The sequence below is a fragment of the Actinoalloteichus spitiensis RMV-1378 genome (assembly GCF_000239155.1).
GTDB lineage: Bacteria > Actinomycetota > Actinomycetes > Mycobacteriales > Pseudonocardiaceae > Actinoalloteichus_B > Actinoalloteichus_B spitiensis.
In genome coordinates this window covers 1-5,323 of the sequence record NZ_AGVX02000179.1, presented here as the reverse complement: position 1 = coordinate 5,323, position 5,323 = coordinate 1, and the positions used below count along the sequence as shown (strand labels likewise).

Below are 5,323 nucleotides of genomic sequence, written 5' to 3'. Positions count from 1 at the left end.
TTGGCCCTGAGCGCCCGCCGCGCCTCCCGCTTGTACCGGCCGATCAGCCGGTCGACGTAGAGGTAGCCGTCGAGGTGGTCGGTCTCGTGCTGGAGGCAGCGCGCGAAGAAGCCGGTTCCCTCGACCGCCACGGGCTCGCCGTGCTGGTCCTGCCCGGTCACCTTCGCCCAGCGCGCCCGCCCGGTCGGGAACGCCTCACCGGGCACGGAGAGACAGCCCTCGTAGTCGTCGTCGGGGTCGGGCATCCCCTCGGGGATCTCGGAGGTCTCCAGCACCGGGTTGGCGACCACGCCCCGGTGCCAGTTGCCCTCGTCGTCATGGCAGTGGTAGACGAAGATCCGGAGGTCGATCCCGATCTGGTTGGCGGCGAGTCCGACACCCTCCGCCGCCGCCATCGTCTCGAACATGTCCTCGACGAGCTGGGCGAGTTCGTCGTCGAAGGTCTCCACCGGACGAGTCGGCTGGTGCAGCACGGGGTCGCCCGCGATCCGGATGGGGTGAACGGCCATGCTGGTGACCCTATGCGTTCGGCCCGAACGGGGGACACGCTGGTCGGCCTGGCTCCGCCGCCGCCGGCGCTCACACCCCCGGGACCAGGAGTGGGCCGCGCCGGCGCCGCCGGGCAAGCGTTGTCCCAGCGCAGGGCCATTCACCGAAGGAGTGCCGCCGCTGACCGCCCGCGTGTCGATATCGGCTGCTCGTGACGGGCTGACATGATGTAATGACACGGAATGACACGAGTGTCATTCGCTGGACGCCAGGATCTCGGACCGTCAGGCGAGGAGCCCAGATGGACGCCGCAGGGGAGGCTCTGCCACCCACGCCGGAGCCGGACTCTGGAGTCAGCGCTCTCGACCGCGCCATCCTCGCATTCGAGAGCCAGTGGTGGAAGTACGCGGGCACCAAGGAGCAGGCGGTCCAGGAGTTGTTCGGAATGTCCCCGGAAGGCTACTACGAGCGGCTGGACGTTCTGATCAACCTGCCGGCGGCGCGTCGTGCCGATCCCATGCTCGCCCGACGGTTGTCCCGTCTGCGGGGGAGCCGGCGCCGAGCCGGCACCGCCCGGGGGCTGGGTTTCGATCCCCAGTAGACCAGGAATCCCCAGCGAGTCCAGACCACGATCGCCCTGGAGGCCCGTCCCGTGAGCAATGTCGATCCCGCCGGTTCGGCACGTCCGCTACGAATCGCCGCCATCGGCATGTTCGCGGTCGCGATCCTGGCCCTCGTCGTCGGAGTCGTCAGCCTGACCCAGGACGACGGTGAGCCGACCGCTGCGGAGAGCACGTTGACCTCCGGCGCGGGGACGTCGAGCGGCTCGCCGTCCCCGACCGGCCCGCCGCCGGAGTCCGCGTCCTCGTCTCCCGGGTCCCCCGAGGACGATGACGACGCCGAGGACGCGGAGGACGCGCGGGAGAACGGCGAGGACGGCACACCGGAGGACGGCGCCGGCACGCCGGAGGGGACCGAAGGCTCCGCCGGGGGGTCGGGGTCCGACTCCGAGGGCACCGGGTCGAGCTCGACCGGATCCGGTGACGACGGCGGGGAGCTGCCGGAACTGCGCGTGTACAACAACAGCACGGTCCGGGGCCTCGCCAGCCGGGCGGCCGGCGACTTCCGCGACTCCGGCTGGGACGTGTCGGAGGTCGGCAACTACTCGGCCGGTGTGATCCCGTCCACCACCATCTACTACCGCCCCGGCACCCCGGAGGAGCAGTTGGCCGGCGAGATCGGCGCCGCGTTCGGCATCCCCGTCGAGCCGCGTTTCGACGGCATCCGGGACGCGGCGCCCGGGGTCATCGTCATCGTCACCAACAACTACGGGCAGACCTCGACCGATCCGAAGTAGCCCGCGCTCCCGCCGACCCCGGCTGGGGCGCTGTGCGGTTGGGCGGTGGTGCCGGCCCCCGGTCACCGGGCGAGAAGCCCGTCTCACCGAGGGGGTTGGGTGAGACGGGCGTCCTCACGGTACCTCTGAACGGAGTAGCCGCGCCGCCCTCATGGTGGCGTACCCGCCGTTCGCCCTCGGTCCAGCGCGTGACCTGGGACGTTCCGTGCCGGATACTCGCAGCCAGGAGGTGCCGATGAACGCTGCCGCGGAGTTCGTGCTCGGCCTCGACGTCGGGGGGACGACCACCCGGGCCCTGCTCGCCGGCCTGGACGGCACGCGGGTGCGGGTGAGCAGGCGGGGTGGCGGCAACCCGAACGCGCATCCCCCGGAGGTCGCCGTCCGAGAGGTGGGCGCGGCGATGCGCTCGGCCCTCGGTTCGCTCGACCCGGGCCTGGTCCGGTACGTGGTCCTCGGGTTGGCGGGGGCGAGCAAGATGACCGACCCCAGGATCCGGGAGCTGTTCGACGTCTCCTGGCGGTCCCTCGGACTGCGCTGCCCCGTCGACGTCATCGACGACTGCGAGGTCGCCTTCGCCTCGGCCACGGCGGAGCCGACGGGCAGCGTCGTGATCGCCGGGACCGGCTCCGTGCTGGGAGCGGTCGACCGGGGACGGCTCGTGCGGACGGCGGGCGGCCACGGCTGGTTGCTGGGCGACGAGGGCTCGGCGTTCTGGCTCGGCCGGGAGGCCGTCCGGCTCGCGCTGCGCGAACTGGACGCGGACAGCCCAGGTGGAGCGTTGTCCCACGCCGTCCTCGCCGCGCTGGTGGCGGAGGTGCCGGAGGGTTTCCCAGCCGACAGGCGCGATCGCACCGCGCTGAAACAGCGGCTGCTCACGGCCGTCAACGGTCGGCCACCCATCGACCTGGCCGCCCTGGCCCCGCTCGTCGACACCTCGGTCGGGGAAGGGCACGCCCCGGCGGCGGAGATCGCGCGCGCCGGGGCCCTCGCGTTGGCCGCCGGCCTGTCCCTCATCCGGTCCCCATCGGACACCACGCCCCTGGTCATGGGGGGCAGCGTCCTCGGCGAGGGGACCTCGGTCGGGGCGGTGGTGCGCGCGGAACTGGCGCGCCGCTGGGGCGGCACCCCCCTGCCGGCCGGCGACGCCGCGGCCGGAGCGGCATGGCTCGCGCTGAACCGGTTGGCCGGACGCCGCCAAGCGCGGATCACCCACCGCCGGCTTCTCGGCCGGGACCAGGACCCGGTGCTCTCCCCCTGACGCCGAGCCACGTCCCGGCACCCGAGGTCAGTCCGGGGTGCCGCTCGCGTCCGGGTCACCGGGCCTGGCCGCCGCCGGCGAGGGCCCACCGTGCCGGGTCGCGGCGGCCTCCGGGGCGGCGCGCTCCCGGTCGTCCCGTGACCCGCTCCGAGTTCGGGGGCCACGCTCGGGCGGGGCACCGGCACCGCCCCCCGGCTCCCGGGGATGGCGGATCCCGGGGTGCTCGGGGGGAAGCGCACGCCGCAACACCCACCAGCTGGCGGCGAGGCAGAGCGCCACCAACGGCCAGCTGAGCACCACCCGCGCCGTGAGCAGGGGACCCACCAGCCCGGCCAGCCAGAGCGGGAGGAACGCGGCCACCCTGACGAGGTACTGGCAGACCCAGATCCAGCTGGCGAGGCTGTAGGCGCGCAGCAACGCCGGGTCCCGACGCCACCGGGTGCGCTGCCCGAGGACACCGCCGACCACCACGCCCAGCAGTGGCCACCGGATCAGGATGCTGGCGGCCCACACGACGACGCTGCCCACGTTCGACATCAACTGCGCGAGGAAGAAGTCCTCCGGGCGGCCGGTGTACAGGGCGATGACCGTGGCGAGCCCGACCCCCAGCAGTCCCAGCACGACGGCGCGGGGCCGATCACCCCGTCGCAGCCGCCACAGCGCCACCGCGAGTCCGACGACGAGGGCGGCGGCCGCGCCCGCCCCCACCGACGAGTCCCCCAGGAACCACCCCCCGGCGAACGCGATCGCTGGTGCGGTGGCGTCCAGGGCTCCCCGGCGACCACCGAGTACGGCGGCCAGCGACTCCTGCTGCGCGGACGCGGCCCTGTCCTCGGCCGCGTCCTCCCTCGGCTGCTCGGTCACGCCCTCCAGCCTGCCCGATCGGGGGAGGCGCGACCACGCCTGGTGTGTCACGTGCCGTGCTCCCGGCGCCACCAGCGGCGCGCCGCGGCTCGCCCCGGCCCGGCGCTGGCGTCAGGTGGCCTCGGCGATCCGCTGCTCGGCCTCCCGGAGGATCGGGGAGCTGGTCGGTCGCAGCAGCTCCTCCGCCCGCCGCCAGGTCGCCAGGGCCAGTGCCCCGGCGCCGGACGCCTGGTGGACATCCCCCAGGCTGATGAGGGCCTTGCCCTCCTGCACGGTCGCCCCGCACCCGCCGGCGACGCGCAACGCCGCCTCGGCGTAGTCCCGCGCGGCATCCCACCGCCGGAGTTCACCCGCCAGCTCGGCGAGGTTGTTCAACGCCACCGCCTCGTGGAAGGGCCGGCCGGTGATCCGGTACAACTCCCGCACGGCCAGGCACCGGGCGAAGGCGGAGTCGAGGCGTCCCTCGTTCTGGTCGAGGAGGGCGAGGTTGTTCAACGCCATCGCCTGGCCGGTGACGTCGCCCAACTCGCGGTAGAGGGTGAGCGTCCGCTCGCCGACCGGTCTCGCCTCCTCGAACAGTCCGAGCTGGACCCGCACCGTGAAGAGGTCGGCGACGGTCGCCGCGACCAGCTCCGGGCCGGCCAGCTCCTCGGCCAGCTCGGCGGCCTCCACGGCCCGGTCCAGCGCGACCGCCAGGCCGGTGGAGCCGTAGAGCGCGACGCTCACCTGCCCCCGCAGCATCAGGCACTCCCCCAGCCTGTCGCCGTCCTCCCTCGCGGCGGCGAGCCCCCGTTCGAACAACCCACCCGCCTCGTCGAGCAGGTGCCGGAAACGGACGTAGGGCATGAACGACCAGACGAGCCGCCACACGCTCCGGTGCTCCCCGAGGGTCTCCGCTACCGCCACCGCATGGACCAGGTTGGTCCACTCCCGGTCGTACCAGCCGACGGCGTCGCCCAGCTCGGGCAGTTCCACCTCCGGCGCCAGCGGTCCCAGCCTGACCGCCTGCCTGGACAGCTGGAGCCCCTCCCTGGCCCGCTCGCTGGCCGCCAGGTAGTAGGCGACCATGCGGAGGCGGGGCGAGGAGGCACCACCGGTCCCGGGCGCGTCGAGCTGGCGGGCGTAGAGCCGCAGCAGGTCGTGCGCGCCGACCCGGTCGGGAGCGACCCGGTCGACCAGGTGCCGTGCGGCCAGCTCGTCGATGATCCGGCCGACCTCCCGCACGGGGCGCTCCGCCATCGCCGCGAGGGCGTGGTCGGCCATCTCCGCCCCGGGGTGCGCTCCCACCAGCCGGAAGACGTGGGCGTGGTCGGCGGGCAGGTCGCGGTAGGACACGTCGAAGGCGCCTCGAACGC

The 5,323-nt window shown here is 73.9% G+C and carries 6 protein-coding genes; 3 read left to right on the top strand and 3 right to left on the bottom strand.

The window, feature by feature from the left end; translation table 11 throughout:
- The coding region (locus ACTIDRAF_RS0209305) for a peptide deformylase (RefSeq protein ID WP_016698465.1) at positions 1-509 on the bottom strand (509 nt) is incomplete at its 3' end.
- 281 nt (positions 510-790) lie between these two features.
- Here ACTIDRAF_RS0209305 and ACTIDRAF_RS0209300 point away from each other — a divergent pair.
- The 3 genes from ACTIDRAF_RS0209300 to ACTIDRAF_RS0209290 all read left to right on the top strand — a co-directional run bounded on the left by ACTIDRAF_RS0209300 (position 791) and on the right by ACTIDRAF_RS0209290 (position 3,104).
- Positions 791-1,090, top strand: a complete 300-nt coding sequence (locus ACTIDRAF_RS0209300) for a DUF3263 domain-containing protein (RefSeq protein ID WP_016698464.1) — start codon at positions 791-793, stop codon at positions 1,088-1,090.
- Positions 1,091-1,141: 51 nt separating this feature from the next.
- The gene (locus ACTIDRAF_RS0209295) at positions 1,142-1,846 is read left to right on the top strand and encodes a LytR C-terminal domain-containing protein (RefSeq protein ID WP_026065928.1); all 705 of its coding nucleotides are present in this window, start codon (positions 1,142-1,144) and stop codon (positions 1,844-1,846) included.
- A gap of 235 nt (positions 1,847-2,081) precedes the next feature.
- Positions 2,082-3,104 (top strand): N-acetylglucosamine kinase, encoded by a 1,023-nt coding sequence (locus ACTIDRAF_RS0209290; protein ID WP_016698462.1) that lies wholly within the window; start codon positions 2,082-2,084, stop codon positions 3,102-3,104.
- A gap of 27 nt (positions 3,105-3,131) precedes the next feature.
- On the opposite strand, the gene ACTIDRAF_RS0209285 is transcribed toward ACTIDRAF_RS0209290, so the two are convergent.
- Positions 3,132-3,968: a DUF3159 domain-containing protein gene (locus ACTIDRAF_RS0209285; protein ID WP_016698461.1), complete on the bottom strand. Its 837-nt coding sequence runs from the start codon at positions 3,966-3,968 to the stop codon at positions 3,132-3,134.
- Positions 3,969-4,079: 111 nt separating this feature from the next.
- On the bottom strand, positions 4,080-5,323 hold a 1,244-nt coding region (locus tag ACTIDRAF_RS0209280), incomplete at its 5' end, for a tetratricopeptide repeat protein (protein ID WP_016698460.1).

What these genes read in the sequence shown, in the direction of transcription:
- ACTIDRAF_RS0209300 (WP_016698464.1), top strand. Translation starts at nt 791, where the DNA reads ATGGACGCCGCAGGGGAGGCTCTGCCACCCACGCCGGAGCCGGACTCT.
- ACTIDRAF_RS0209290 (WP_016698462.1), top strand. Translation starts at nt 2,082, where the DNA reads ATGAACGCTGCCGCGGAGTTCGTGCTCGGCCTCGACGTCGGGGGGACG.